General features: G+C 68.9%; 21 protein-coding genes. 3 read left to right on the forward strand and 18 right to left on the reverse strand.

Translation table 11 applies throughout. The features are described from left to right. Positions 1-26: 26 nt before the first annotated feature. The 4 genes from ACH3VR_RS10245 to ACH3VR_RS10260 form a co-directional block, all read right to left on the reverse strand. Positions 27-2258, reverse strand: coding sequence for a hypothetical protein (locus tag ACH3VR_RS10245; protein WP_396640686.1), 2232 nt, complete (start codon positions 2256-2258; stop codon positions 27-29). Between the two features lie 41 nt (positions 2259-2299). Next, positions 2300-4555 carry an LGFP repeat-containing protein gene (locus tag ACH3VR_RS10250; RefSeq protein WP_396640687.1) on the reverse strand — a complete coding sequence of 752 codons (2256 nt, stop codon included), beginning with the start codon at positions 4553-4555 and terminating at the stop codon, positions 2300-2302. A gap of 141 nt (positions 4556-4696) precedes the next feature. After that, complete coding sequence (locus ACH3VR_RS10255; RefSeq protein ID WP_396640688.1) at positions 4697-5704, reverse strand: lysylphosphatidylglycerol synthase domain-containing protein; 1008 nt, start codon at positions 5702-5704, stop codon at positions 4697-4699. After that, positions 5691-6455 carry an acyl-ACP--UDP-N- acetylglucosamine O-acyltransferase gene (locus ACH3VR_RS10260; protein ID WP_396640689.1) on the reverse strand — a complete coding sequence of 255 codons (765 nt, stop codon included), beginning with the start codon at positions 6453-6455 and terminating at the stop codon, positions 5691-5693. The genes ACH3VR_RS10255 and ACH3VR_RS10260 overlap by 14 nt, the downstream gene beginning before the upstream one ends. A gap of 149 nt (positions 6456-6604) precedes the next feature. Here ACH3VR_RS10260 and ACH3VR_RS10265 point away from each other — a divergent pair, with 149 nt between their 5' ends. Together ACH3VR_RS10265 and ACH3VR_RS10270 are read left to right on the forward strand one after the other, a co-directional pair. After that, positions 6605-7702 carry a DegT/DnrJ/EryC1/StrS family aminotransferase gene (locus ACH3VR_RS10265; protein WP_396640690.1) on the forward strand — a complete coding sequence of 366 codons (1098 nt, stop codon included), beginning with the start codon at positions 6605-6607 and terminating at the stop codon, positions 7700-7702. Then, the gene (locus tag ACH3VR_RS10270) at positions 7699-8667 is read left to right on the forward strand and encodes a Gfo/Idh/MocA family protein (RefSeq protein ID WP_396640691.1); all 969 of its coding nucleotides are present in this window, start codon (positions 7699-7701) and stop codon (positions 8665-8667) included. The genes ACH3VR_RS10265 and ACH3VR_RS10270 overlap by 4 nt, the downstream gene beginning before the upstream one ends. 18 nt (positions 8668-8685) lie before the next feature. Here ACH3VR_RS10270 and ACH3VR_RS10275 read toward each other — a convergent pair whose 3' ends face one another. The 9 genes from ACH3VR_RS10275 to ACH3VR_RS10315 form a co-directional block, all read right to left on the reverse strand. Further along, complete coding sequence (locus ACH3VR_RS10275) at positions 8686-9117, reverse strand: acyltransferase (RefSeq protein ID WP_396640692.1); 432 nt, start codon at positions 9115-9117, stop codon at positions 8686-8688. Position 9118: 1 nt separating this feature from the next. Further along, positions 9119-10066, reverse strand: a complete 948-nt coding sequence (locus ACH3VR_RS10280) for an NAD-dependent epimerase/dehydratase family protein (protein WP_396640693.1) — start codon at positions 10064-10066, stop codon at positions 9119-9121. Between the two features lie 20 nt (positions 10067-10086). Continuing rightward, positions 10087-11226 (reverse strand): DegT/DnrJ/EryC1/StrS family aminotransferase, encoded by a 1140-nt coding sequence (locus ACH3VR_RS10285; protein WP_396640694.1) that lies wholly within the window; start codon positions 11224-11226, stop codon positions 10087-10089. After that, entirely contained in the window at positions 11223-12218 is a 996-nt protein-coding gene (locus ACH3VR_RS10290; protein ID WP_396640695.1) for a glycosyltransferase family 2 protein, read from the reverse strand. Before ACH3VR_RS10290 ends, ACH3VR_RS10285 begins: the two co-directional genes overlap by 4 nt. Next, on the reverse strand, positions 12218-14569 hold the full coding sequence (locus tag ACH3VR_RS10295; RefSeq protein ID WP_396640696.1) for a glycosyltransferase family protein: 2352 nt from the start codon (positions 14567-14569) through the stop codon (positions 12218-12220). The genes ACH3VR_RS10290 and ACH3VR_RS10295 overlap by 1 nt, the downstream gene beginning before the upstream one ends. A 185-nt stretch (positions 14570-14754) precedes the next feature. Next, entirely contained in the window at positions 14755-16167 is a 1413-nt protein-coding gene (gene rfbD, locus ACH3VR_RS10300; RefSeq protein WP_396640697.1) for a dTDP-4-dehydrorhamnose reductase, read from the reverse strand. Beyond that, positions 16167-17165 (reverse strand): dTDP-glucose 4,6-dehydratase, encoded by a 999-nt coding sequence (gene rfbB / locus ACH3VR_RS10305; protein WP_396640698.1) that lies wholly within the window; start codon positions 17163-17165, stop codon positions 16167-16169. Before rfbB ends, rfbD begins: the two co-directional genes overlap by 1 nt. Further along, on the reverse strand, positions 17162-18034 hold the full coding sequence (gene rfbA / locus ACH3VR_RS10310; RefSeq protein WP_396640699.1) for a glucose-1-phosphate thymidylyltransferase RfbA: 873 nt from the start codon (positions 18032-18034) through the stop codon (positions 17162-17164). The genes rfbB and rfbA overlap by 4 nt, the downstream gene beginning before the upstream one ends. Before the next feature lie 39 nt (positions 18035-18073). Further along, complete coding sequence (locus ACH3VR_RS10315) at positions 18074-19042, reverse strand: glycosyltransferase family 2 protein (protein ID WP_396640700.1); 969 nt, start codon at positions 19040-19042, stop codon at positions 18074-18076. A 108-nt stretch (positions 19043-19150) separates the two neighbouring features. Here ACH3VR_RS10315 and ACH3VR_RS10320 point away from each other — a divergent pair, with 108 nt between their 5' ends. Beyond that, complete coding sequence (locus ACH3VR_RS10320) at positions 19151-20161, forward strand: glycosyltransferase (RefSeq protein WP_396640701.1); 1011 nt, start codon at positions 19151-19153, stop codon at positions 20159-20161. Positions 20162-20165: 4 nt separating this feature from the next. Here the strand turns inward: ACH3VR_RS10320 and ACH3VR_RS10325 are convergent, their stop codons facing one another. Genes ACH3VR_RS10325 through ACH3VR_RS10345 form a run of 5 tightly spaced genes read right to left on the reverse strand, consistent with a single transcriptional unit; the run spans position 20166 to position 26843 of the window. Then, positions 20166-21392 carry a lipopolysaccharide biosynthesis protein gene (locus ACH3VR_RS10325; protein WP_396640702.1) on the reverse strand — a complete coding sequence of 409 codons (1227 nt, stop codon included), beginning with the start codon at positions 21390-21392 and terminating at the stop codon, positions 20166-20168. Further along, a complete protein-coding gene (locus ACH3VR_RS10330) occupies positions 21389-22516 on the reverse strand; it encodes a glycosyltransferase family 4 protein (RefSeq protein ID WP_396640703.1) in 1128 nt (375 codons plus the stop codon). Before ACH3VR_RS10330 ends, ACH3VR_RS10325 begins: the two co-directional genes overlap by 4 nt. 3 nt (positions 22517-22519) lie before the next feature. Next, positions 22520-23722, reverse strand: a complete 1203-nt coding sequence (locus tag ACH3VR_RS10335) for a glycosyltransferase family 2 protein (RefSeq protein WP_396640704.1) — start codon at positions 23720-23722, stop codon at positions 22520-22522. Then, positions 23719-24927, reverse strand: a complete 1209-nt coding sequence (locus tag ACH3VR_RS10340; RefSeq protein ID WP_396640705.1) for a glycosyltransferase family 4 protein — start codon at positions 24925-24927, stop codon at positions 23719-23721. Before ACH3VR_RS10340 ends, ACH3VR_RS10335 begins: the two co-directional genes overlap by 4 nt. Beyond that, complete coding sequence (locus tag ACH3VR_RS10345) at positions 24921-26843, reverse strand: DUF6541 family protein (RefSeq protein WP_396640706.1); 1923 nt, start codon at positions 26841-26843, stop codon at positions 24921-24923. Before ACH3VR_RS10345 ends, ACH3VR_RS10340 begins: the two co-directional genes overlap by 7 nt. Positions 26844-26922: the final 79 nt, after the last annotated feature.

The following is a 26922-nucleotide window of genomic DNA, read 5'->3' on the forward strand; positions in this document are numbered from 1 at the left end:
GGTCCTTTGTTCGTCCTGGCTCGCGATCAACTGACGGCCTGCACTTCCGGCGCGGATAGCGCGGGCAGCGCGCCGGCGCGCCTCCGCCCCAAGTACCAGATCACGCTCTGCGCGATCGCCAGGAGCGCTGCAGCTCCTGTCGCCATCCAGCCGACCGCGAGTCCCGGCGCAGCGTAGGTGAGCGACACAGTGCTCGTCCCCTGGGGAACAGGCACTTGGAGGAGCCCTTCCTTGCTCGTGACGTAGTCCACCTTCGCGCCGTCGACGGTGACCGAGTATCCGGGCCACGCGAGTCGAGCGAAGGTCACGAAGCCCGACTGATCGGCGTTGACGTCGACGTCTTCGGCGGTCTCCGTGTCGAAGACGCTGGTGGCCGTCACGCCGTCGGACGTGCCGGAGACCCGTCCGTTGCCCGAGAGCGGCTCATCCCGTACCCACACGACGCGCACATCGTCGCTCTCGACCTGCTTCCAGCCCGCGGGAGGCCCGTCCTCGACCACGTCGGGCAGCGACGGCTTGTGGATGACGAGCGTGCTGATTCCTAGTGCATCCGCGAGATCGCCCTGGGTGTGTGCGACGGGCTTCCACAGTCGGTTGTACGAGTCGGGGCAGGTCACACCCTTGTAATCGATGCACAGGGCCTCGCTGAGTGCGCGGAAGCTGATGCCCGAGTAGCGGTTGATGCTCTCGTACGGGAGAGGGGCCGACAGGTTCCCGAACAGGAGCTTGCCTGTGTTGATCGCTTCCGGGCCCGCGAGCCGCTGCTCGGCGAGCTGCAGGACGGTTCCCTCGAACGAGGACGCTTGTGCGGTCATCTGGGACAGATCGTCCGGGACGATGATCGTCGGAGTGCCGCGCGGATAGGCGAGGGTCTGGAAGCCCGTCACGAGAACGGTGCCGGCGAGGATGACGCTCATCGCGGCGGTCGTGCCCCAGCGGCGCCAGACGAACGCAAGCGCGATGATCAGGCCGGCCACGAGCACGAACGACACGGCGTGGATCTTGGCTCCGTTGGGCGTCGCGGCCATCGCGAGGAATGTGCCGAAGGCCACGATGACCGCAGAGGCGCCGATCCGCCTGCGCGGTGCGGTGCGCGCGATGCCGACCGTGATGCCCAGAGCGAGGATCAGCAGGATCCCCAGGTACAAGTACTCGATCAGTCGGATGGGCCAGCGGAAGAGCCAGAGGTTCGACGGACCGAGCACGGTGACGGCGAAGATGCCGGTGACGATGAGGATGCTGGACCGCGTGCGCAGCACTCGCCAGAGAGCGCCCCAGCGGATCCAGGGCAGGAGCGGGAGCGCGAACCAGGCGAGGTAGGTCGACGGCAGCGACTCCACGACCGACCCGCCCCAGTTCGTGATCGTCGGGAGATAGGACGGCGTGCTCGCACCCGAGAGGTCGCCGAGGTCCGGAACCATGAAGGTGTCGTTCACGATGCCCGCGAGCTCTTGGCGGACGGTCACGGGCTGAACGCCGAGGAGCGGGAGGAAGACGAGGAGGGACGTCGCTCCGACCAGGATGCCGGTGACGACGAGGTGGATCGCGGGACGCCAGCGGCGAGCGAGCAGCAGCTCGATGAATGCGCCTCCGAGCACGATGATGATGCCGAGGAGTGCATACGGGTTGCCGGTCGTGACGGCCAGGAAGCCGAAGACGAAGGTGACGATCGGCGGCCACTTGCCTGTCGTCTGCTTGCGGACGGCCAGCCAGAAGAAGGTGACGCCGACGAAGGCTGCGAGTCCGGCCGGCCACCCGGCCGCCTCGTAGAACAGCGTGAATCCGGTGACCGGCACGGCGCCCGCGAGAGCGACGGACGGGGCCTTGGCGGCGCCGTAGCTGCGCATGAGGAGGAAGGCGCCCGCGCCGAGCAGCGCGAGCATCGCGATCATGACAGCCGATGCGCCGATGGCGAGGTTGCCGAAGAACGAGAGAGCGATGTAGGCGAGGAGCAGGAACGGGTTCCACTGCGCATACGCCGCTTCCCCTGCGTAATTGCCGCCCATCCAGGCGGAGGCCTCCATCGTCCACCAGTGGCCCGCACGCAGCTCGGTTCCGAAGTGGTGCCAGAGGGGGATGAACGACTCGGGGTTATCGCCCACGTAGAAGAAGTGCACACCGGCGACGGCGGCGATGACGCCGAGGACCACCACGTACGCGGCGACACCGAGCGTGAGCACGCTGTCGGGGATGGTCTTGCGGGAAGTACGGAGGGGCTCCGACGTCGCGGCGGGGATTTCTGTCTCGACGATCGTCACCGAAACATCTTACGGGAGCCCCTCTGAAGGCCTTCTCAGCGTCACCCGACGGTGTACCCCACGCCCTGACGCCAGGTGAGCGTCCCGCCCGTGAACGACTGGCGGCACGACGTCGCATCGCATACGCCTGCGGCAGTCGGCCAGCCGAGCGTGCCGGCCGCACCGTTCAACCCGAAGTACCCTGCGCGGATCGGCTCCGTCACGGCGAATGTCCCCGCCGCCGACGAGTAGACCGAGCCGCCCTTGAACGCCTGCCCGATTCCGCCGCCGTTCTCGGGGATCGGAATCGTCCACGAGACGGGGGCGCCGAGCACCCCTCGCGAACCGCCCGACGCGGTGTACAGCGCGGCGATCGCCGGTGAGCTGACGAACGCGCCGTCCTGGGCGTTCCAGAAGACGGTCCCGCCGCTGAACGACTGCTGGCAGGCGCCGGCCGTGCAGGTCTCGGCGCTCACCGGGAAGCCGAGCTTGCCCGCTGCGCCTCCGTTCGCCCAGTAGAAGTCGCGGATCGGACCGCCGACTCCGAAGGCGCCGGTGGTCCGGGAGAAGTAGATCGACGCGTTGGCGTAGACCTGCCCGAGTCCCCCGCCGTTCTCGGCGATCCGGATGAGGCCGCTGGTGCGCCTTCCCTGCGACCCCGCGTCGCCGCCGGCCGCCGCATGCGCCTCTTCGATGGCCGCCAGCGCGATGCGTGCGCCGGCCGGCTCCTTGAGGATCGATGCGTTCTGGAAGTGCTGCCAGCACTGATCCGCGGAGATGCAGAAGGATGCCGTCGTGGGCCACCCGATCCACCCCGCCGCGCCGCCGACCGAGAAGTAGGCATCCCGGAACGCGCCCGACACGACGTAGGCGCCGGCGGCCGAGGAGTAGATCGAGCCCCCCTCGAAGACCTGCCCGGATCCGCCGCCGTTGACCGGATACGTGTTCGCCGGACTGATCGGCCAGCCGAGGTCGGAAGCCGGCCCGCCCTGGGCGGTGTACGTCGCCAAGATCGCGCCCGGGACGGCGAAGGTGCCCGTGCGCGTCGCGGAGAGGGCTTGGCCTGCCTCGAAGTCCTGGACCAGGCCGGAGGTGGTGCCCCCCGAGCCGTTCGTCGTCACCGTCCGCGATTCGCTCGTCGGCCAGCCCAGAGATCCCGTGGCTCCGCCGAAGCCGAAGTACAGGTCTCGAAGCACGCCGATCACTGAATGGATGCCGGTGGTATCGCTCTTGTACACCGAGCCGTAGAGGAAGGACTGCCCCGCACCGCCCGGGCGGCCGGGGATCGCGGCGCTCTGCGAGTTCGGCCAGCCGAGTCGCCCGGTCGCACCGCCGTAGCCGAAGTAGAACGCCCGGAACGGCTCGATGACCGCCGCGGCGCCGGTCCGCGGCGACCAGTACACGGAGCCTCCGTCGTAGGCGCGTCCCGTGCCCGCGCCCGAGATCGTCGAGATCGCGATGTAGTCGCTCGTGGGATTGCCCAGCACTCCGGTCGCGCCGCCCATCGCGTTGTACACGCCGTCGATCTGCGTCGTTCCGCTCGCGATGGGGGACCCGAACCAATCGGAGAAGAAGCGCCAGAAGTTGCGGTTGCCGTACGTCGAGCAGCTGTCGCCCGTTCCGTAGAGGTTGGCCAGCGCCGCGGCGTTCGGCTGGTAGGGCGTGTAGTTGTACAGGTTGGCGGTCGCCTGGTTCCTGATGTTGACGATCGACGACCCGCAGGAGGCGGTCGGGCTGTAGTAGACGCTCGTCGGACCGATGCGATGACGCCACGAGTTCGGGACGTAGGTGTACTGACGCATCTGCCATGCGGCCGTGTACACCTGGTTGAAGAAGCCGAGGGTCGTCGGGGCGCACGGGGCGGTGTCGGGACAGTTCGCGCCCATCGCGGCTTGATATTGACGGAGTGTGGGCTTCGTGGCGGTGACGAGCGATTGCTCCTTCTGGAGCATCACGATCAGGACCTGCGCGTTGATGCGGCACGCCTGCGCGATCTTCCAGAGGATGTGCGCCGAGCTCTCCCAGGCTTCGGAGGCATATCCGGCGCATCCGTTCGCAGCGGGCGCACGGTTGCTCGTGGACGTGATGAGTGAAGGAAGGCAGGGGAGCGTCGGGTCGGTGGAGTAGCACCGCGGGACCTGCGCGGACAGGAAGGCCTGAATCTGCGCCTCGGTCATGGACCCGTTATCGAAGAAGCGCTCGTCGGAGATGATGTAGGCCGGGTTGAAGTCGCCCGCGTATGCGGCCTCAGCGGGCGCGGAGCGGCTCACCCCGACGAGCAGTGCGGCGAGGACGGCCACCATCGCAAGAACCGTCATGGCGTGGGATCGAGCGACGTGCATGGGTGACCGTCCGTTCAGCCGAAAGCACTGACGATCCGGAGTTTATCGGGGAACGGTTGTCCCGCCGCAAGGTTCTCGTCGGCGCGCCGTCCGCGCGCAGACGGTCAGCTCGTCGGCTCAGGGACCGAGGCCGGGGTCGCCGTGGTACGCGCCGAGCTTCCGCCGAGCCCAGGCGGCGACGAGCGCGGATGTGCCTGCGGCCACCATGTCGCCGAGGATGAACATCAGGCGGCTCACAGCGGCATAGGCGGTCGCGGCGCCCACCCCGACGACGGGAGCAAGGGCCGTGACGATGATGAATTCCCGCGCGCCGATGCCGGAGGGGAGCAGGAATGCGACGAGACCCACGACCATCGCGAGCGCCATGGTCCCGATGCACAGGAGGAGCGGGCTGAGTGTGAGTCCCTGCCAGGTGTCGGCGAGCATCCAGAGCTGGACACCGTAGAAGATGTAGGTCAACAGCGCGAACCCCAGCGACTTCGCGACGGTGCGCAGACGGATGGGGTGGTCGGGCAGGGGCCGTCGCAGGATGCGGAACCCGAAGTTCGTGATCGCCGTGAGGATCTTGGGATGAAGGGCCACGAGCGCGAACGGGAGGACGACGTAGAGCCACGGCAGCCACGACAGTTCGGGATTGTCGGCCACGAGGATCGGCACGCTCAGCGATGCCGCGAGGAGCGCGGCGACGAGGATCACGGCGAGATTGAACACGGATGCCGTGAAGACGCGGGCGCGGGCCAGTCCCGATCTGTGACCCAGCTCGATCTGGAGGACGTACGCCCAGATCGAGCCCGGCAGGTACTTGCCGAGCGCACCCACGAGGAACACCTCGCCGCCGCGACGGGCGCCGATCGGCACCCCGAGCTCATCGACCAGGACCATCCAGCTGAGCGTGGAGGTCCACAGGCCGGCCAGCACGGCGACGAAGGCCACGAGCACTCGCAGCGGCTGCATCGCCGTCACGGTGCGGGTCACCTGGTCCCAGTTCACCACGAGCTGCCAGACCGTCGCGGCGATGACCAGCGCGATCAGGATCCAGCGGAAGATGTTGATGACGAGCGTCTTCCGGCTCCGCGCCCGGGCATTCTCCTGCGGCGGCGTCTGCGGCTCCTCAGGCGAGCTCATGAGCCGTCGCAATGCTGGCGGGAAAGGCGATGGGGAGCTCCGCGCGGGCGCTCCACCACGCGAAGTAAGGGCTGAGCTCTGCGCCATACGGCCCGTCGAGAAGTTCTGCGACGGCGTCTGGGCTGCTGCGGTACGCCGCGGAGACCGCCTCCGACGCTGCTTCCGACAGGCCCATCCGGCGCATGCTCACCTGATTCGCCCCGTGGAGTCTGGGGGGAGCGCCGTAGACCTTCGAGAACGGAGGGACGTCACGCGTGAGCGGAGTCGACATCCCGATCATGGCTCCGGCTCCCACGACGCGCCGCTGGTGGATGGTCGCGTTCATCCCGATGTTCACCCGGTCGCCGATCGAGACGTGGCCTCCGACGGACACCCCGGCTGAGATCGTCGCCTCGGAGCCGATCTGGACGTCGTGGGCGAGATACGCCGAGTTCAGGATCCACGTGCCGTCGCCGACGACGGTCTCCCGGATGCTCCCCTGATGGATGACGGCGCGCTCGCGGATGACGACCCCTCGGCCGATCCGCAGTCCGCAGTAGCCCTGCTCGCCCGCCCAGCCGCGATGCTGCGGGAGCGTCGAGATCTCAGGTGGTCCGCCGAGGAGGGCCCCCGCGCCGATGCTCGCACCCGAGTCGATCACAGTCGGTCCCAGAACCACCGCGTACGGGCCGATCGAGACATCCGGGGCGACGACGACATCGTCGCCGATGATGGCGGTGGGGTGGATCAATGCGTCGGATTTCTTTGCCATGAGGTGTCTCCGGCCCGAAGGCCCCACCAACTCTAATCCACGCAGGCGTGTCGCGACGTCGGCGGGGCACGCGGCGTGATGGCCGTTCCGTGCTCAGCGATAGGATCGATAGTCGCTGTGCAGAGAATTGGCGAGGCGAAGGAGCAATCTTGATTCCCATTTCGACGGTCCGACTCGGGGACGACGTCGCCGAACGCGTACTCGAGGTCATCCGGTCGGGGATCATCGCCCAGGGCCCGGTCGTGGCGGAGTTCGAGCGAGAGTTCGCCACGCTGCAGCAGGTCGAGCACGCCGTCGCGGTCAACAACGGGACGACGGCTCTCGTCGCCTCGCTGGAGGTGCTCGACCTGGAGGAGGGCGACGAGGTCGTCACCACGCCCTTCACCTTCGCCGCCACGCTGAACGCGATCCTCGAGGCGGGGGCGACGGTGCGGTTCGCCGACATCCGGCTCGACGACTACTGCATCGACCCCGAGTCCATCTCGGCCCGGCTGACGGACCGCACCCGCGTCGTGATGCCGGTCCACCTGTACGGCCAGGCCGCCGACATGGCTCCGATCGCGCAGATCGCAGCCTCACGTGGACTCTCCATCGTGGAGGACGCCGCGCAGGCTCACGGAGCCACATACGGCGGTGCCCCGGTGGGTGGATTCGGCCTCGCCGGCTTCTCGTTCTACGCCACCAAGAACCTCACGACGGGTGAGGGCGGCATGATCACGACGAACGACGGCGAGTTGGCGGACAAGCTCCGCATCCTCCGCAACCAGGGCATGCGCGCGAGGTACGAGTACGTGATGGCGGGCCACAACTACCGCTTGACCGATCTCGCGGCGGCGGTCGTCCTTCCGCAGCTCGCCACGTATGCGGACCAGCTCGCGGCGCGACGTCGCAATGCCGCGGGGCTGATCGAACGACTGGGCGAGGTCGATGGTCTGGTGCTCCCGCAGGAGCTGCCCGGCCGGGAGCACGTCTGGCATCAGTTCACGGTTCTCCTGCCCGACGGCACCGACAGGGCTGCGTTCGTCGATCGGCTCACCGCGGCGGGCGTCGGGTCGGGAATCTACTATCCCCGACTCGTCCACGACTACGGCGTGTACCGCAAGGACCCGCGTGTCGTCATCGAGGAGACCCCCAATGCTGCGCTCGTGGCGTCGAGGTGCCTCTCGCTTCCTGTTCACGCGGGCGTGACGGAAGCGGATCTCGATGTGATCGCCTCGGCCGTGCGCGAAGCGGTGGAAGCGCGATGAGTCGGCCTCGGGTGGCGCTCGTGGGCGCCGGCTCCATGGGCCGCAATCACGCCCGCGTCATCGCCGAGAGCGCGCGCGCCGACCTCGCGGTCGTGGTCGATCCCTTCGAGGGCGCCGGTCGCGAGCTCGCCGATCGATTCGACGCCGCGTGGCGGCCGGAGCTCGGGAGCTTGAGCGATGTCGACGCGGTCGTCGTCGCGGCTTCGACGGAGCATCACTACACGCTCGCCACCGAGATCATCCGTGAGGGCAAGCCTCTTCTCGTGGAGAAGCCGGTGTGCCCGTCGTTGGCTCAGTCGGAGGAGATCATCGCCCTCTCGGCGGCCGCGGACGTGCCGCTCATGTGCGGGTTCCTCGAGCGGTTCAACCCGGCGATCATGGTCGGCCGCGGCATGATCGAGGATCCGGTGTACATCCGTGCCGAGCGCCACTCCCCGTACGCGCCCCGCATCAAGACCGGGGTCGCGTGGGACCTCCTCGTCCACGACGTCGACCTCATCACGCTCATCCTCGGCGCCGAGGACCCGGTGTCGGTGAACGTCGAGGTGGGTCAGTTCCACCCCTCATCGGTTCCCGGTGCGGAAGACGTCATCGAGGTCAGTCTCGGATTCGCGTCGGGCACGGTGGCTTCCGCATCGGCGAGCCGTGTGGGTCAGCGCAAGATCCGTTCCATGACCGTGCAGTCGCTCCACGAGATGATCGAGATCGATCTGCTCCGTCGCGGCGTGACCGTCTTCCGGCGCAGTGAGATCCAGGAGGACCGCCCGGGCGGCGCGGGGTACCGGCAGATCACCGAGATGGAAGTTCCCGAGATCACCGGTCGGGAGCCGCTCGCCTCTCAGCTCGACCACTTCATCGACATGATCAACGGTGACGTCGACTCCGCGGCCGAGCGCGAGAGCATCCTTCCCGCCCATCGCATCGTGGACAACGCACTGCAGCGCCGGGGTCAGCAGGACGGCTGAGCCGACCCCGGTCCGCACTCATTTCGCGGGCAGGAACTCCGGAACGGCACCATCGAGCGAGACCGTCGCGATGACGCGCGCCGGAACGCCCGCCACGACGGTGCGCGGGGCGACGTCATCCGTGACGACGGCGCCCGCGCCGATGACGGCTTCGTCGCCGATGGTCACACCCATGTTCACGATGGCTCCCGCGCCGATGAAGACGCGGTCGCCGATCGTGACAGGGGCGCGGTCGATCGTCGCGTACGAGCGGCCCGAGACGCACCGCTTCGCCGTCGAATGCGTGTAGATCTGGGCGCCGGCCGAGACATCGCAGCCTTCGCCGATCGTCAGTCCACCGGAACCGTCGATGACGGTGAACGCGCCGATCCACGTGCCCGTCCCGATCGTCGGCTCACCGACGATCCAGGCGTGCTCGTTGTAGGGATTGGGCGGCAATCCGCCGGACATGTCAGACCTCCGCGCGTGCGGCCTCGTAGCGGATCAGGTCCGCCATGCCCTCGTCGACGGGGATCGAGTACTCGAAGCCGATCATCTCCTTGGCGCGCGTCGTGTCGGCGGCCCGCCGGCTCACGAGCACCTCGCGCGGGTTGAACTGCGGCTCGACGTCGGCGCCGATCGCATCGATGAGGATGCGCGCCAGGCGGGCGACGCTGGTGTCGATGCCCGTGCCGACGTTGATGGCGGCGCCACCCTTCTCGGCCTCCGTCGCCAGGACGACGGCGCGCGCGATGTCCTTGACGTGGATGAAGTCCATGGACTGCTCGCCGGCACCGTCGATCACGGGCGGCTCACCGCGGCGGAGGCGGTTCACGAAGTGGTTGATGACGCTCGTGTAGTACGCCGTGGTCTTCTGGCCGGGGCCGTAGACGTTGAAGAAGCGGAGGGCGATCCAGGAGAGCCCGGCCTTGCGCTCGTAGTAGCGCAGCAGGTCCTCGCCCGTCCGCTTGCCGATGCAGTACGGCGTCAGAGGGCTGAGCTCGTCGTCCTCGTGCATCGGGAGCTTCTTCGGGTCGCCGTAGACGGATGCGCTCGACGCGTAGACGACGCGCTCGATGCCCTGATCCACGGCCGTGGCGAAGACGTTGTGCGATCCCACCATGTTGACGTCGAGCGAGCTGTAGGTGTCCGCCACGCTCTTGTTGATCGAGTCGGCAGCCAGGTGGATCACGTGGCTGCTGCCCTTCATGGCCGCGGCCACGGCGGCGCCGGAGCGGATGTCCTGGTCGACGACCTCGACCTTGCCCGTCTTCGTCAGCTCGTTGGCGCGATCGCGGTCTCCTCGCCACATGTTGTCGAAGATCCGGACGTTCCAGTCACGCTCGAGCAGCTGCTCGACGACGTGCAGACCGATGAATCCGGCGCCGCCGGTGACGAAAGCTGTACGGCTCGGGGCCATGGATATCTCCTTTGTGCGGGTCAGCGACGATGTGCGGGGTCGGTGACGATCTTGCGGAGATGGTCAGCGACGAACGCGACGTCGTCTTCTGTGAGGTTGGCGTGCATGGGGATCGCGATGTGACGCGCGAAGATGTCTGCGGACACGGGAAGGTCCGGCTGCGGCCCGTAGAGGGGCTGGAGGTGGCTCGCGTACGTCCCGAAGTTGCATCCGACACCGGCGGCGCGCAGCGCCATGGCGACGGATCCGCGGTCGAGCTCCGGCGCGACCGTGACGACGTACGACTGCCAGGGGTGCGTCCGATCCGCCAACGCCGTCGGCAGTTGCACCTCTTCGAGGTCGCCGAGGTGGGCGGCGTAGGAGGCTGCGATCCGATCGCGCGCCGCCAGCAGGTCGGGGAGGCGCTTCAGCTGCACGCGCATGATCGCCGCCTGCACATCCGAGAGCCGGTAGTTGTAGCCGAGCTCGTCGAAGGACGGCACAGGGAGGTCGGCGGCGCCCTCGCGGGAGATCGCGGGTGCGATTCCGTAAGTGTGCAGCTTGCGGGCGTGCGCGATGCGCTCGGCATCGGCGCTGGCCAGAGCGCCGCCCTCGCCGGAGGTGATGCCCTTCCGGCCGTGGAAGCTGTAGGCCGTCATGTCCGCGAGCGAGCCGACAGGTCGTCCCTTGTACGTGGCGCCGGTCGCGCAGGCGGCATCCTCGATCACCCAGAGCCCGTGCTTCCGTGCGATCGCGTTGATCTCGTCGTAATCGGCGGGCTGGCCGAAGGGGTCGACGGCGATGATGCCGACGGTCCGGGGTGTGATGGCGGCCTCGATGAGGGCCGTGTCGATCGACCAGGTGTCGGGGCGCACGTCCACGAACACGGGGGTCGCTCCGCTCCACAGCACCGAGTGACCCGTCGCGGGGAAGGTGTAGTCGCCGACGATCACCTCGTCGCCGGGCTTGACGCCCAGCGCGAGCTGGGCCAGGTGCAGGGCCGAGCCGCAGTTGCTCGTCGACAGGACGTTGTCCACGCCGACGACGGCGGCGAACTCGCGTTCGAAGGCGAGGCACGAAGGACCGGCGCCCGAGAGCCAGCCGGACTCGAACACCTCGCGGATCGCGTCGAGCTCTTCCTGGCCGACCGTGGGTGCGCCGAGGGCGACGGACGTGGTCATGATCCTCCTGTGGTCGAGACCGATGATCGTGAGTCGACGGGCTCTGCCGCGTCGACCTCGGTCACCGAGCGAACGATGAAAACCGGCCGGCGGCGGGCGTCGTCGCCGGCACGCCACACATACTCGCCGAGGACTCCGATGCCGACGAGGATCATGCCTCCGACGACGAGCATCACTCCGCTGAGGAGGGCGGCGACCGCGCCGAGGGGCTGGAAGAAGGCGAGGACGATGGCTGCGAGAAGCGACAGTCCGCCGAGGCCGCCGAGGATGAGCCCGCCCCACGCGACCCACTCGATGGGCGCGTGCGAGAACTCCACGAAGGAGTCCACGACGAGCTTCATCTTGCGCTTCGTCGTCCACTTGCTCACGCCGTGCGGACGCGGAAGCTGCTCGAAGAAGATCTTCCTCTGGTCGAAGCCCACCCATGACGCCATCGCCAGCACGTTGCGGTTCAGCTCGGGCATCGCGACGAGGGCGTCGATCACGGCACGCGACACGAGGATCTGCGACGGGCCCTCGGTGGGGTAGTCGGGCACATCGGAGTTCGCGCCGTAGATCCGTGAGAAGACGCGGGCGAAGGTCTCGCCCATGCCCTTCCGGACGGCGCGCGAGGAGCGGAGGCCCCAGACGATGTCCGCGCCGTCCTGCCACTCGGCGATGAAGTCGGCGATCGCCTCGAGCGGCTCCTGGCGATCAGCGCTGAGAGTCAGGGCCGCGTCCCCGCGGGCGTGCGCGAACCCCGCGCTGATGCCGGCGTGGGAGCCGAAGTTCCTCGAGAGGCTCACGATCCGAGCCGGACCCACGCCCTTCAGCGTTTCGAGCAGAGCTTCCCGCGTACCGTCGGTGGAGCCGTCGTCGATGACGAGGAGCTCGAATCCCATCGCGGGATGCGCGGCGCGGATGTCACGGTAGAAGCCTGCGATGTCCCCCGCGGACTCGACCTCGTTGTACGCGGGAACGATCAGACTCAGCAGGGGTGTTGCGTGAGCCATCAGGGCCTTTCGTGCACAGCTGTCGTCCCGGATGGGACGTGGGAGAGGTCGGCGAGTGCCGGATCGAGCCTACCAGCCTGTTCCTCCGGCCCCGTTTCGGCGGCCCTGCGGGCTCTCCGTCGTCTCCACCAGATGAGCTGGAGCAGGACGGTTGCAGTGAGAAGGAGGAGTGCGAGCCCGATGACGGCTCGGATGCCGGGAATCTCGTAGTCGACCTGGACATGCGAGGCGCCCGCGGGGACGACGACCTCGAGGAGCCCTGCCGGGCCCTTGCGCACCTCGATGGGGTCGCCGTCGGCGGTCGCGTGATAGCCCCGCCACGCGAGCCTCGGAAGCAGGACCGAGCCGCTGCCCGCGGTGACGTCGAACGAGAACCGCGCACCGTCCTCGACGGGATCGGCCACCTGGATCGAGGCGCTCGGCGTCAGGGTCGTGAGGGCCCAGGGCGCCCGGAGCACGACGCGTTGCGGGGACTCCTCAATGACCCGCCATCCATCGGTCAGTCGAGACAGTTCGGCGAAGTCGGGCAGGATCGTGCTCACGACGAGGGTGTCGACGCCCATCGCCTGGATGAGCGGCGCGTCGTAGCCGTCGAGGGGTGCGAAGAAGCGCTCGATCGGGTCCGCCGTCGGGGCGGAGCCTCGATAGTCCGTTCCCGTGGCGAGCGCGAAGTCGAGGAATCCGATGCCCGTGTACCGGTTCACCGTGGTGAACCCGGCGGCCGCTCGGTTGTTGCCGAAACTGAGGTCGCCGTCGGGCACGGCGGAGGTCCCGACCAATCGGTCGAGTGCGGCGATCTGCAGCACTGTCCCCTCGAAACCGACGCCCTTGTCACGCAGCACCGAGAGGTTGGCGGGAATCTGCTGGTCGAGCTCCGGGGCGATCTCCTGACGGTCCCAGGCGAACAGCTGCGTCTGGAGCGGCGCCACGAGCGCCGTACCGAGGACCACGACAGCGGCGATGGCGCGCGTCGAGTGGCGGCGCGCGAAGATCACCGCGCACGCCACGCCCGCACCGGTGATCGCGGTGAACAGCAGGTGCCAGCCCCACAGCTCGGGCTTCGACGCCCACGCGACGAAGAACGTCGCAGCCACGACGGTCGCGGTGATGATCGATCGCTGTCTCACATGATCGCGAGCGAGCCCGGCGGTGATCAGCACAGCGAAGACGACGAGTCCCGCCACGTAGGTGTACTCGATGAGACGGATGGGCCACTGGAAGAGCCAGACGCTCTGCGGTCCCAGGCTCAGCAGCAGGAAGACGGATCCGCCGACGAAGACGCTCAGCAGCTGGTTGCCCACGAGGGCCGACTTCCATCGGATCCAGGGAAGGATGGGCAGGATCAGCCAGCTGAGATAGGTCGAGGGGACCGCATCCCAGCGCGTGTACCAGGCATTCATCCGAGGGAGGAAGCTCGGGCTGCTCATCCCGAGGAGGTCTCCCATGCCGGGCGTGAGGTAGTTCTGGTTGCCGAAGGCTCCTCCGCCGTTTCGCACCGTGTCCGGAAGCGCGGCCAGGAGCGGGATGTACACGGCGACCACCGCGAGCCCGACCGCGGCGCCCATGCCGACGAGCCAGCCGAGCGCGCCCCAGCGCCGCTTGGCCACGGATTCGACGGCGAGCCCGAAGAGGACGACGAGGATGCCGAGCACGGCATAGGGGCTGCCGACGGTGACGGCGAGCACACCCGTGACGATCGCCGCGAGCGGGCCTCGACGGCCGGCCGCGAGTTCATGGGCTCCCCACCAGAACCACGTGACCCACACCGCCGACATCAGTCCCGAAGCCCAGTTCCCGGCCTCGTAGTAGAGCGTGTAGCCGGCGAACGGCATGATGACGCCGACGACGAAAGCCGCAGCCCGCCGGGCGCCGTACGAGCGGGCGAGGAGGTACACGCCGATCCCGAAGAGGCACAGGAACTCCGTCATGACCAGGAAGGAGGCCAGGGAGAGCCTGTCGGTGAGGGAGACGAGCACCGAGTTCACGATGACCACGGGGTTGAAGAGCCCGTAAGCGGCCTCTCCGATGACGTTCCCGCCCGTCCAGCCGTCCGCTTGGAACAGGGCGGGGGAACCGGCTCGGATGCTCTCGCCGTACATGTGCCAGAGGGGGAAGAACGACTCCGCGTTGTCGCCCCAGAAGGTGAATCTGGGCCAGGAGAGCTTGACCAGGAGCGAGATGACCGCGACCACGCCGACGAGCAGAGCCACGTCGCGCGTCGTGGGGAACGGGAGTCTGCGCGGGAACGAGAGCCGCCCTCTCGGGCGGGTGGGGGACGGGAGATCGAGGACCGGCGCGGAACTCGCCGTGGCGGCTTCCCGCGCAACCGGCGTGCCTGCGGCTTCGAGCATGATGTGGCCTTTGTGAGTCGAACCCGGCGCGGCAGCCGGCGAAGGTCGTAGGTGTGAGGCGTGCCACGACACCGTGGCGACACACTCGGTCGGTCATCCCTGGGCGAGCGACGTGTATCGCTCATCCGAGGGAAGATCCTACGTCGCGGCAGCGGTCCCTCCGCGCCGCGTCGCCGGGAACGGCGTCACCTGTCGCGCAGATACCGCCCGAGAGCCTCTCGGCCGTCCGACGGCCGGAAGCCGGTGTCCTCGATACGCGAGAGATCGAGCGCGCTGTTGCGGGGTCGTGGCGCGACGGGTCCCGAGGCCGAGGCGAAGTAGTCGGTCGTCGTCACGGGGGTGACTCGATCGGCATCGTGGCCGGTCAGTTCGAACACCTCTCGTGCGATGTCCGCCCACGACATCACGTGCCCCGACGAGGTGAGGTTGTAGGTGCCGTACGCCTCCTCCCTGTCCAGGAGGTGCCGGATGCCGCGAGCGAGGTCCGACGTGAAGGTCAGACGTCCGTACTGGTCGTCGACGACCCGGGGGTCGACTCCGCGGTCTGCGAGCCCAGCCATCGTGCGGACGAAGTTGGCGCCGTCGCCGATCACCCACGACGTCCGCAGGATGTAGTGGCGTTGCACCGTCGCGACCACGGCATCGCCCGCCGCCTTCGTCTGCCCGTAGACGCCGAGGGGCGACAGCGGATCGCTCTCGCGGTAGGGGCGCGCGAGCGATCCGTCGAAGACGTAGTCGCTCGAGACGTGGACCAGGACGATGCCGTTCCTCGCCGCGATGCGCGCGAGCTCGGTCAGGCCGGTGACGTTCGCCGCCCAGGCGTCCGCTCGTCCTTCGAGAGTCTCGGCCTTGTCGACGGCCGTGAACGCCGAGGCGTTGATGATCGTGTCGTAGTCGCGCCACCGGCGTGCCTTCTCGAGGCCGGGCGCCGTGATGTCGAGATCGTCGCGGGTCGCGAACTCCACCCGTCCGGCGTCCGCGTACTCGTGCCGCAGAGCGCGACCGAGCTGTCCCCCTGCGCCGACGACGAGGACCCTCTTCGGGGCGATCGGCTGGACATCCGCGAGCCGCGGATGCGCGGCATCCTTCCCGGAGAGCTCGGCGTCCTCGAGCGGGATGGGCCAGTCGATGGCGACGCTCTCGTCGGCCAGATTGAGGAACGTGTACGCCGCGTCGGGTGACCAGTGGTCGTTCACGAGGTAGGTGTACGCCGTGTCGGGCTCAAGGGTCTGATAGGCATTGCCCACGCCGCGCGGGACGAAGATCGCGCGCGACGCGTCGATCTCGGTCGTGAAGGTCGCGCCGAAGCTGGGACCTTCCCTCAGGTCGACCCATGCGCCGAAGATCCGGCCGGTGGCGACCGACACCCACTTGTCCCAGGGCTCGGCGTGGATTCCCCGGGTCGTCCCGGCGGCGTCGTTGAACGAGATGTTGTTCTGGACGGGACCGAAGTCGGGAAGGCCGAGCGAGGTCATCTTCTCGCGCTGCCAGTTCTCCTTGAACCAGCCGCGATTGTCGCCGTGCACGGGCAGATCGAAGAGGAGGAGACCGGGGATCGACGTCTCGTGGACGGACAGCGGTTTGCCGAACTCTGCCATCACTGTCCCTTGCTCGCGTAGAACGCCTCGACCCCGTCCTTCGCGCCGGCCCACCACGATTCGCTGTCGCGGTACCACTGGATGGTGGCGGCGAGGCCGGCTTCGAAGTCGCCGTACTTCGGGGCCCACCCGAGCTCGGTGCGCAGCTTCGTCGAATCGATCGCGTACCGAAGGTCGTGGCCCGCCCGATCGGTCACATGGTCGTACGCGTCGCTCGGCTGACCCATCAGCAGGAGGATCAGTTCCACGACGTCCTTGTTGTTGCGTTCGCCGTCGGCACCGATGAGATACGTCTCGCCGATCTCGCCCTTGTCGAGGATCGTCAGGACGGCGGACGAATGGTCGTCGGCGTGGATCCAGTCGCGGACGTTCTCGCCCTTGCCGTACAGCTTGGGCCGGATGCCGCGGATGACGTTCGTGATCTGCCTCGGGATGAACTTCTCGACGTGCTGATACGGACCGTAGTTGTTCGAGCAGTTGGAGATCGTGGCCCGCACGCCGAACGATCGGACCCAGGCCCGCACCAGGAGGTCGCTTCCCGCCTTGGTGGAGGAGTAGGGCGACGACGGGTTGTAGGGCGTCTGCTCGGTGAACCGTCCGGGATCGTCCAGTTCGAGATCTCCGTACACCTCGTCCGTCGAGATGTGGTGGAAGCGTCGATCGTGCTTCCGGGCGGCTTCGAGCAGCGTGTAGGTGCCGACGATGTTCGTGTCGAGGAACGGGCGGGGATCGTGAAGCGAGTTGTCGTTGTGCGACTCGGCCGCATAGTGGACCACGGCGTCCGTCTCGCCGAAGAGGCGGTCGACGAGTGCGGAATCGGTGATGTCGCCCTTGACGAACGTCACCCGGCTCTCGGGCAGGCCTTCGAGGGACGCGCGGTTGCCCGCATAGGTGAGTGCGTCGAGAACGGTGACGTGGTGATCGGTGTTCTCGACGACGTGGTGCACGAAGTTGGATCCGATGAAGCCCGCGCCTCCGGTGACCAGCAGGCGAGTCATCCTCGGCCCCTTTCCAGGATCGAGAGCAGGTAGGTGCCGTATCCGGATTTCACGAGCGTCTCCGCCCGGGCCCGAAGCGATTCGTCGTCGAGGAAGCCCTGTCGCCAGCCGACCTCCTCCGGCACGCCGATGCGCAGCCCCGTTCGGCGCTCCATCGTCCGGACGTAGTCGGCGGCGTCGGTCATCTGGTCGAACGTCCCGGTGTCGAGCCATGCCGTGCCGCGCGGAAGCACCTCGACCTGCAGCTTTCCGCGGTCGAGGTAGGCCCGGTTGACGTCGGTGATCTCGTACTCGCCGCGAGCCGACGGCGCGAGCCCGCGCGCGATCTCCACGACGTCGTTGTCGTAGAAGTACAGGCCTGGCACTGCGTAGTTGCTCTTCGGCTGTGGCGGCTTCTCCTCGAGGGAGATCGCGTGACCCTCGGCGTCGAACTCGACGACGCCGTAGGCCGAGGGCTCCGCGACCCAGTACGCGAACACGGCGCCGCCGTCGACGCTCTGGTATCGCTTGAGCTGCGTGCCCAGGCCCGGCCCGTAGAGCAGGTTGTCGCCCAGCACGAGGCCGACCTTGTCGTCGCCGATGAAATCCGCGCCGATCGTGAAGGCCTGCGCGAGGCCGTCGGGCGACGGCTGCTGGGCGAAGGTGAGCTCGATGCCGAACTGCGATCCGTCGCCGAGGAGCCGCTGGAAGAACGGCGCGTCGTGCGGTGTCGTGATGACGAGGATGTCACGGATGCCGGCGAGCATCAGCGTCGACAGCGGGTAGTACACCATCGGCTTGTCGTAGACGGGGATGAGCTGCTTCGAGACGCCGAGCGTGATCGGGTGCAGCCGGGTCCCCGAACCGCCCGCGAGGATGATTCCCTTCACAGTCGCAATCCTTTCATGACGTGATCACTCCGCCCGCGGTCACTGCTCGCCCCAGTAGCCCGGCTGGCGCATGGCCATCGACCGCCGGAATCCGATCGAGTCGTCGACGCCGGGATGCGGCACTGCGCGCCGCGGCACGCCGCGACCCTTCCGCCAGCCGTCCCGCCGGCCCCTGAGGGAAGCGGAGTCTCGTCGCGCGACGAGGCGGACGACGCTGACGATCGCCTCGGAGAAGATCGCCCGGACGGCGTGCCGGCCGCGGAGGATTCCGTAGACGCGCATGACGTACCCTCGCCCGAAGCCGGAGAGATAGCGCTGTCGGTCCGATTCGACACCCGTGGAGGCGCCGCCGATGTGGGTTCCCACGACATGCGGCACCTCGAGGGCGCGCCATCCCGCTCCGCGCAGGCGAAGTGCGAGATCGAGCTCCTCGCCGTACATGAAGATGTTCTCGTCCAGGAGGCCGACATCGTCGAGAGCCGCGCGGCGGTACGCCGCGGCCGCGCCGTAGGGGCCGAGCAGGTCGGGCCCACCGGACACGCGCTCCACCGAGGTGCCGTGGAATCGCACGAAGCCGGCCGCGGTGACATCGGCCGTGATGCCGAACGAGTCGACCGTTCCGTCCGCGTCGAGCAGGATCGGCGAGGCGCTGCCGGTCCGCGGGTCCGCCGCCGCGTCGAACGCCTCGAGGATCGTCGCCGCCAGTTCGGGGCGCGCGACGACATCGCTGTTCAGGAGGAGGACGTATTCGGCCGTCCCCGCGCGGATTCCGACATTGCAGGATGCCGCGAAGCCGCGGTTGACCTCATTGGCGATGATCTGCAGATCGCCGAATCGCGCGCGGACGCGCGACAGTGTGTCATCCGGCGAGAGATCGTCGACGACCGTCACGCGCACGGGGACCGTCTGGGTCTCGAGTGACGCCAGGCACTGTTCGACGACGTGCCAGCCGCCGTACACAGGGACGACGATGTCGATGCGGGGCGACTCGTTCGCTGATGCTGGCACATCTCTCCTGGCTGTGAGGACAACCCGACGAGTCTACAGACGGGCGGTTCAGGCCCCGCCGGTAGGATCGACCGGGCCGGCCGCTCCTGTTCCGCCGGGCAGACACCGATGAAAACCGACACCGAACCCCGACGCGCGACCACGACCGGCTGGATCGCCCTGGCCGCCTACAAGCCGGACCCCGCCCTCTTCGAGCGGCAGCTGCGGTCGATCCAGTCGCAGACCGTGCAGGACTTCCGGGTCGTGATCTGCGCGGACGGCGGGCAGGGCGAGGTGCGCGCGCTCGTCGCCCGACTCACCGACGGCGACCAGCGGTTCTCGGTGGTCGGCGCCGACGACCGGCTGGGCTTCTACCGGAACTTCGAACGCGCCCTGCGCGCAGTGCCGCCGGAAGCGGCGTGGGTCGCGCTGAGCGATCAGGACGACTTCTGGCATGCGGACAAGCTCGAGAGGATGCTCCCTCACCTGGAGGCGGCGTCCATGGTCGCGGGCCAGGCGCGAGTCGTGCGCTACCCCGATGAGACGGTCCTGAATCCGAACACGGACCGGCGGAATGTGGCGCCGGACGACCTCCCCGCGTTCAACCAGTTCACGGGAGGCATGTCGGTCCTGCGCCGGGACCTGCTCGACCTTGCACTCCCCTTCCCCCACAGCGACTCGCCCGCGCAGGTCCACGACCATTGGCTGGCGCTCTGCGCGGCGGTCGCGGGCGGAGCGATCGTCATCCCGGACATCGTCCAGGACTATGTCCAGCACGGTGGCAACGTGCTCGGCGAGAGCGAGGACGACCGCCTGCGCCCCGCCGCCTCCTGGCGACGCATCAGTGACCGCGCCCGATCCTCCTACGGCTCGGCATCCGTCGGCGCCCTCGCGGCCGTCGCGTTCGACGCGAGTGCCGGTTGGGCCGCGACGATGACCGACACGCTTGCGGAGCGGCTGCCCGACGACCCCGCCGCGCGCCGACTGGCGTCGCTCTACGGCCGGCGGAGCTCCTGGTGGAGGATGGCGCGCCACCTCGGCGGATCGGCGCTGTCGCGTCGCGTTCCCGCACGCAACGCCGTGGTGCAGCTGGTCGGGTCCTCGCTCCGGCCGATCGCACGGCGCCGCGGCCGCCGCTGAGGGGTCAGCGCAGCGCGCGGGCCTCGGCGCGCAGCACACGCACGGCGAAGAAGCCGACGACGCTGAACACGACGACTTCGCTGAGGGCGAGACCGATCACGATCCCGAGCACGCCGCCTTGCAGACCGCCGATGATCATCGCGGGAAGGCCGATGGCGGCGGACGCCAGGATCGCGCCGAGGACGACACGGTCCCGTCCCGCGGGCACCAGCACGTTCCTGATGAGGGGCGTCGACAGCGAGATGAGGAAGTACGCCACCCCGTAGGCCGGGAACACCTCCTGCGCGGGCGTCACCGCGGCGCCGAGCAGGAACTCGGTCAGCGGGACGCCGAGGAACGTCAGGACGGCGAAGCCGATCGCGCCGACGAGGGCGTGAAGAGCGAGCGCGACGGCGTGCCTGCGCATCCGGCCGTCGGAGAACGGCCGCTCGAGCACCCACTTCTGCAGGCTGTTGCCGAGCACGACGATCGCGGTGAGGCCGATGCGGTAGACCTTGTCGGCCGACGTGAGCTCGGCCGCCGCCTGGGTGCCGAGCAGCCCCTGGGCGACCGGGACGGGCGCCGTCGTGTAGCTGCCGCCGATGCCGTCGGCAGCCGCGAGCGCGAGATTCCCGCGGAAGGCGGCGCGGACGTCCGCGCCGCTGAACGGCGGCCACGGCGAGCGGTAGAGGTGGACGTTGAGCATGACGAGCCCGATGAAGACGCCGAGCAGCATCGCGATGGGGTAGGCGGCGACCGAGCCGGTCCAGAGCATCACCAGGATGCTGAGCAGGGTCAGGGTCGCGAAGGGCACCGCCTCGTACCAGAGGGCCAGACGTGCCGAGCCTGTGCCGACCGAGTACCAGGTGACCGTCAGTCCGGTCGCACCGGTGGCGAGCGCGGCGAGTGCGGCGACGGGCGCGAACGCGCCTCCGACCAGCAGCGCGGACAGGACCGCTCCGATCGACCCCGCGACGGCGAAGGCGATCAGCCGGCACCAGAGACTCTGTGCGTAGACGGCGCGCTGGTGCTCGGGGGACGGTGCCTCGCTCACGCGCGCCCCGCCATTGGTGTTCCATCCGTAGCTGCCGACCATCGCGACGAAGCTGCCGATCGCCTGGCCCGTGCCGATCGCGGCCCAGCCCGCGGGCCCGTCCACGCGGGCGGCCACGGGCAGCACGAGGAACGGCACCACCGCCGAGATGAGCGGCACAGCCCCGAACCCGAGGAAGCGCGTCAGGAGCACCTTCATGCGCGGCTCGTCCTGCCGAGAAGTCCGGCGAGCACGTCGGCTACGCCCCCGGCCGTCGCATCCCACGTGAACCGCTCGGCCCAGGCTCGCCCCTCGTCCGCACCTGCCGAGCGATGCGGATCCGCGAGCATCGCGGCGATCGTCGCACCGAAGGCAGCGGGGTCGGTCGCGTCGGCGTAGCGCACGGCATCGCCGCCCACTTCGCGGAGAACCGGGATGTCGTTCGCGACGACGGCGCAGCCGCGCCGCAGCGCGTCGACGACGGGCAGTCCGAAGCCCTCGGCCGTCGACGGGCACGCGTAGACGGCTGCGCGCTGGTACAGCGCTTCGAGCACGGGCGCATCGATCCAGCCCGTCAGGAGGACATCGGACTCCAGCCCGAGGCGGGAGACCGTCGAAGCAAGCGGGTCGTCGTCCCGGCCGCCCGTGATCACGGTGAAGGGTCGCGAACCTCGAGGCAGGGTGGCGATCGCCCTCAGGAGCCCCTCGAAGTTCTTGTGCGGCATCCGATTGCCGGTGCTGAGCACGAGCGGGCGCGCCTGATCGATCGCGAGGCCGTCGAGGGCGCTCGGGTCGGGCCGATCGGACGGGGGCGGCGTGCTTCCGTTGGGGATCACGTGGAGCTCGTCCCGAGGGATGCCGATGTGGCGGGCGATCGCATCGGCCGCGGCCTGCGAGACCGTGATCACGGCGTCCGCGGAGAGCGCCGAACGCCGCATCAGCCACGCCGTGACCGCACGCGCGGCGCGGTCGGCCGGGCCGCCCGGCACCTCGTCGTAGATGACGTCGTGGATCGTGACCGCACGGGCCACGCCTCGCCGGATAGGGCCGAAATTGGCCGGCGTCCACATCGCCGCAGCACCCGAGCGTCGGGCGACGGCCTCGGCCCGTGCGACCTCGGACGCGGCCCACGAGTACTTGTCGTCGCCGACCCAGGGGATGACCCTGAGCTCGCCCGGGAAGAAGCCGCCGACGTCCGCGGCGCCAGCGGAGCCGGTGAGACCGACGAAGTCGACGTGCGGCAGCGCCTCGGGCAGGCGCGCCAGGATCTCGCGGGCGTAGGTCTCGGTTCCGCCCCGGGTGCCGGTGTAGCCGAGGAGATCGACCAGGATGCGTTGCGTCACGCGTCAGCTCTCGATGAGCGCCTCGGGCCTGCTCTCGCGGCGCGGCGTCGTCAGCACGCCCGAGAAGAAGCTCATCATGATCGTCTGGAAGCCCAGGATGATGCCCAGTGCGCTCGGGACGGCGATGCGCACGGCGGTGACGGCGTCCTGCGCGCCGAAGTCGAGGCTGCCCCACCGCACGACCTGAACGATCCCGATGATGACCCCCAGGACGAACAGTGCGAGACCGATCAGCAGACCTCGCTCGGCGCTCCACCTGGCGACGATCGATCGGTACCGCGGACTGGCGGGCAGGAAGCCCTCCTGCGTCGCGTACAGCTTCGTGAGCCAGAAGAAGAGCAGCGCCTGATAGCCCAGGACGCACAGGGCGCTCGCGTACACCATGGTCGTCACGCCGAAGCCGAATCCCGCCACCTGCACGCCGCCGCCGAAGGCGAGCACCGCGACGGCGATGGCGCCCAGGAAGAACGCCACGAGCCCCGGATAGACGAACAGCCACCGCGGTGCGAACAGCAGGAGGAAGCGCAGGTGCCGCCATCCGTCGTGCCAGCTGCGCAGGTGCGGCGGGCGCGACCGGCCGTCCTTCTTCAGCGTCGTGGGCACCTCTTCGATGCGATACCGCGCCAGCGAGGACTTCACGACCATCTCGGAGGCGAACTCCATGCCCGTCGTCTGCAGGTCGAGCTCCTGCACGCGAGCCCGGTTGAATCCGCGGAGCCCGCAGTGGAAGTCGCCGATGTTGGGGCGGAAGAAGAGCTGGCCGATCCCCGAGAGGACGGGGTTGCCCAGGTACTTGTGCAGTGGCGGCATGGCGCCGGGGGCGATGCCGCCCTTGAACCGGTTGCCCATCACCAGGTCTGCTCCGCCGCGCAGGCGCTCGACGAACGGCTCGAGGTTCGTGAAGTCGTAGCTGTCGTCGGCGTCGCCCATGATGATGTAGCGGCCGCGCGCGGTGTCGATGCCGTTGATGAGTGCTGCGCCGTATCCGCGGCGGCTCGCCGGCGAGACGCGTGCGCCGAGGCCTTCGGCGATCGCCTGCGACCCGTCGGTGCTTCCGTTGTCGGAGACGAGCACCTCGCCGTCGATGCCGGTGCGCGCGAGGAAGCCCTGGGCCTTCTCGACGCACGTCGCGAGTGTCTCGGCCTCGTTGAGGCAGGGCATGAGGATCGTGAGTTCGATCGTGTCGGTGTCAGCCGCGTTGCTCACGCGTGTCGTTCCTCTCGGTCGTCGGGGGCGAGACCGGCGTTCGGGCGTGACTCACCATCGAGGAACGCAAGGATCCTCTTCACCGTCTGATCAATTGTGCGGGTGCGCACAGCGTCTTCGTACCAGGCTCGCGTGCGGGCGCGAAGGCCGTCGCCGCCGCGCACGGCGGCGACGATCGCCTCGCCGAGCACGTCGGGCTCGGCGGTGTCCGCGATGAAACCGTTGATGTCGGGATCCACCAGCTCCGTGGCGGCGTTGCCCTCGTCGGCTGCGAGCACGACGGGAGTGCCGTGCGCGGATGCCTCCACCACCACGAGCCCGTAACCCTCGCGCCGAGACGGGTTGACCAGGCAGGCCGCGCCGCCCATCAGCTCGTCGAGCTGCGCCTGCGACACGAATCCGGGCATCCAGATCCATTCCCTGTCGTCCGCCGCGGCTTTGACCGCGGGCGTGCTCGGACCCTCGCCGAGGATGACGAGCTCGAGGTCGGGGATCTCGGTGCGGGCGCGCTCGATCGCCGCGGGGAGCACCTCGACCCGCTTGTCGGGGATGTGCCGGCCCGCGTAGAGCGCAAAGGGCGGCCTGGTCGCGGGGGAGGGACCGGGATCCGTCACGGAGTGGATGAGGCCGGGGCTCACCAGGAGCTCGCCGCGAAGGCCTTCCGACCTCAGTCGGCCCGCGGTCAGCTGCGAGTGGCAGGTGGCGGCGGGGGTGAGGGCCACCGCCAGACGCTGGAGCACCCACGCGACGGTGCCCATGAGCCCACCCGCGTACTCGCGCCATTGTGCGCGTCCCCAGACCTCGAGGTAGTCGACGACGACGCGGGTCGGCGAGCCGAGCAGCGCCGCGCGAGCGGCGAAGACGTTGAGGACCGGCAGGCCGCTGACGATGATCGCGTCATAGCTGCGCCGACGCCGGATGAGCGTGCGGAAGAGTCCCCACGCGTAGGTCAGCGCGGCCGCGCTGCGGCGCACTCCCGCCGCATCGTAGAGGTCGAGCGGGCCGGAGACACTGACGATGTCGAAGGGAGCGGCCTCGGGCTCTGCGCCCGTCCACTGCCGGGCGGTGAGGTAGTCGACGCGGCGGCCGTTCTTAACGAGCTCTTCCGCGAAGGCGCGATACTGGCGCTCGCCGCCGCCGGTCGTGTACGGGAACAGGCAGTCGTACGCGACGGCGATCGACTCCGCCCGCGGCGCGGTCAGCATCCCTCGATCCGGAACAGTCGAGCGGTGCCCTCGGAGTCGACGAGGATGAGGTGGTCCGAAGCCGGGAGATCGTCGAGGCCCACCCGGTCGAGCCCCGAGCCGGGGCTGTTGAAGACGTTCTGGCTGCCGAAGTCGAGGACGTGCGTGATCCCGATGCGGCGGACCGCCTCGCACACGCGCGGGTCGGCGTCGATCTCTTTCAAGTGGGCGTCGAGGTAGACCTCGTCGTCGTCGCGGGCGCCGAACACGTGCTTCTCGACGACCTGGCGTCCGGCGATCGCATACGCCAGCGATGCTCCCGTCCACGGATTGCCCGCGATCACAGCGTCGGGCGGGGTCGTGTCATCGAGGCGCCCGAGCAGCTTCGCCTCGTCCGAGGTCAGGAGCGCCGAGCCGTCGCTGAGGGTGTACGCCCCCCGGGCGTCTGAAGCGGTCCGGGTGACGTTCGGGCCGATCCCCACGCTGAACACGAGGACGACGGCCACGGCGCTCGCGGCGACCACCACCGAACGGGGGATGCCTCGGCGTCGGATGATCGCCGTCGCACCGTCGACGATCGTGAGCGCGCCGAGCGTCGCGACCGGGATCCCCGCGATCGGGAGTAGCGCTGCCAGCCGGTACGAGTCGTTGTACCAGGGGTTGGTGACCATCTCGCGCAGGATGTTCCCGACGCCGGTTCCCGACACGAGCACGAACATGAGCGCCGCGACCGCGAAGGGGATCGCGAAGATGACATACCGCGGACGCCGCACCACGGTGACCAGTCCCACCACGACGAGCGCGGAGACGACGAGAGTGAGCGGGTAGGAGTGCGGCGAGAGCAGGAGCGCCTCGCCGACCGACTGCGCCGTGCTCTGCCACGGGCCCCAGCGGGACATGTCGTAGCCCGTGCGCGAGAACCGCCACAAGACGGCCCCCGCGATCAGGATCGCTGCCGCGATGGACCCGTTGACGACCCACGCTCGCCGGGTGCGCCGGCGCAGCGCGTCGCGTCCGAGCTCCCACAGGAGCATGAACGCACCGAACGCGAACAGGGCGAGGAAGGCGTTCGGATGCCCCAGCCCGATGCCCGCGCAGACCACGATGAGAAGCACGGCGGCCCGCGTCCTGCCTGCGGCGCCGCGGGCGAGCCAGAGCCACCACAGGGCGGCGATCCCGGCGGGCAGGATCGCGTAGGCGATCGTGTTCGGGTACAGGACGCCGAACGAGAACAGCAGGATGGGGAAGGCCCCGAATCCCGTCGACAGTGCGGCGGAGCTGAGCAGGGCCGTGGCGCGGTCGCCGAACAGGGCGGACGCGAGCGCTATGCATGAGGCGGGCCAGGCGATCGCACCGATCGCGAGGTTGGCGGCATTGACCGCGACCGGGACCGAGACCCCCGTGAGTTGCGCCGTCAGCGCCGCGACGCTGTGCCACGCGTTGGGGTAGAACGGGATGTCGGAGGTCGCGCCGATGTGGAACGCCGACGCGTTCGACGTGTCGACCGCGAACCGCACGGTGTTCAGGTGAATGATCGCGTCGAACGTCTGGGAGATGCTGTCAGGCGAGACGAAGACGTACGTGAGCTGAAGCCACATGATCACCGCGGCTGCGACGAACCCGCCGCCCGCCGCGAGCACCACGCGAAGCGGCGGTCGGGAGAGGCCCTCGCGTCCCACCCATCTGCGCAGCAGATAGGCGACCGCGGCCGCGACAGCGGTGAGGCCCAGAACCGGGATGAGCGACCAGCCGAGCCCGATGACAGGTGCCGCGATCGCGGCCACCGCGAGGATCGCCGTCGAGACCGCTGGCGCCACGAAGAGCAGGCCGATCCGGCGCCAGCCCCATCCGGCGAGGATGACGGCGAGTCCGGGGACGATGAATACGGCGGCAGCTACCAGGAACGGTGGCACCGCGACGCTCCATGCCCCGCTCATCGTGTTCTGCTCTCTTCAAGACAACAGTCAGCAATCGTATCGAATCGATCCCTGAGCAACCGCCCCACGCTCAGCGCTC

Source organism: Microbacterium alkaliflavum (assembly GCF_044325405.1).
Classification (GTDB): Bacteria; Actinomycetota; Actinomycetes; order Actinomycetales; family Microbacteriaceae; genus Microbacterium; species Microbacterium alkaliflavum.